This is a genomic window from Marinobacter sp. F4216 (genome assembly GCF_019931195.1).
GTDB lineage: Bacteria > Pseudomonadota > Gammaproteobacteria > Pseudomonadales > Oleiphilaceae > Marinobacter > Marinobacter suaedae.
In genome coordinates, this window is the sequence record NZ_JAIOUO010000012.1 from 1 (window position 1) to 1,191 (window position 1,191).

The 1,191-nt window shown below is 54.4% G+C and carries 1 protein-coding gene; it reads left to right on the forward strand.

What is annotated here, in order from left to right:
• Window positions 1–63 precede the first annotated feature (63 nt).
• A protein-coding gene (locus tag K8I84_RS16875) for an IS3 family transposase (RefSeq protein ID WP_223795939.1) occupies window positions 64–1,175 on the forward strand; the annotation gives its coding sequence in 2 pieces (ribosomal slippage) (window positions 64–325 and window positions 325–1,175; 1,113 coding nt in all).
• Window positions 1,176–1,191: the final 16 nt, after the last annotated feature.

Here is a 1,191-nt window from a genome sequence, read left to right on the forward strand (position 1 = left end):
CCTAAAATCGGTGCATGCGTAATTAGAGTTCTCCGGCCTACAATGAGGCAAACGGAGAACAGCATGAAGAAATCACGGTACAGCGAGTCACAGATCGTCAAGATCTTGAAGGAGGTCGAGGGCGGTCGCCTGGTCAAGGAAGTGTGTCGGGAGTACGGCATCTCCGATGTGACCTACTACAACTGGAAATCCAAGTACGGCGGCATGGAGGCCTCTGATGTGAAGCGCCTCAAAGAGCTTGAAGAGGAAAACCGCCGGCTGAAGCAGATGTACGCCGAGCTGAGCCTGGATCACAAATTGCTGAAGGACGTGATCGAAAAAAAGCTGTAAAGCCAGCCGTTCGACGAGAACTGGTGGATTACCTCAAGCAGGCTCACGGCGTCAGCATCCGCAGAGCCTGCCGAATCGCTGGCATCAGTGACTCTGTGTACCGGTATCGGCCGGACACCTCCCGGGATGAACCGGTGATTGCAGCACTTCAAAGCGCGACTGAACGCTATCCCGCCTACGGCTTCAGCAAGCTGTTCAAGGTGCTGCGACGCTGGGGCCATGGATGGAATCACAAGCGGGTACACCGGCTGTATTGTGCACTCAACCTGAATAAACGACGACGGGGCAAGAAACGACTCCCGACACGAAACCCGGAGCCATTGAGCGTGCCAGCCACCGTTAATCGATGCTGGTCCATGGATTTCATGAGCGACAGCCTGTTCTGTGGTCGCCGGTTCCGGACGTTTAACGTGGTGGACGACTTTAACCGGGAGGTACTGGCTATCGAGGTTGACCTGAACCTGCCAGCACCGAGGGTCATACGGGTTCTGGAACGCATCATCGCTTGGCGAGGCTACCCGACCAAACTACGCATGGATAACGGTCCTGAATTCCTTTCGATTGCCTTGGCAGATTGGGCTGAGCAACACGGTATCGAGCTGGAGTTTATCAAGCCGGGCACACCAACTCAGAATTCGTATGTTGAGCGCTTCAATCGGACTTACAGGGACGAGATCTTGAATATGTATGTCTTCCGGAATCTCACCGAAGTCCGAGAACTGACCGAATCCTGGATGACGGAATACAACGATGAGCGCCCCCACGATTCACTGGAAGACCTGACGCCATGGGAATACCTGGCGAAACACCAACGGGCGGAAAACTCTAATCAGCGGTGCAACTGAAACAGGGGTGTTTACA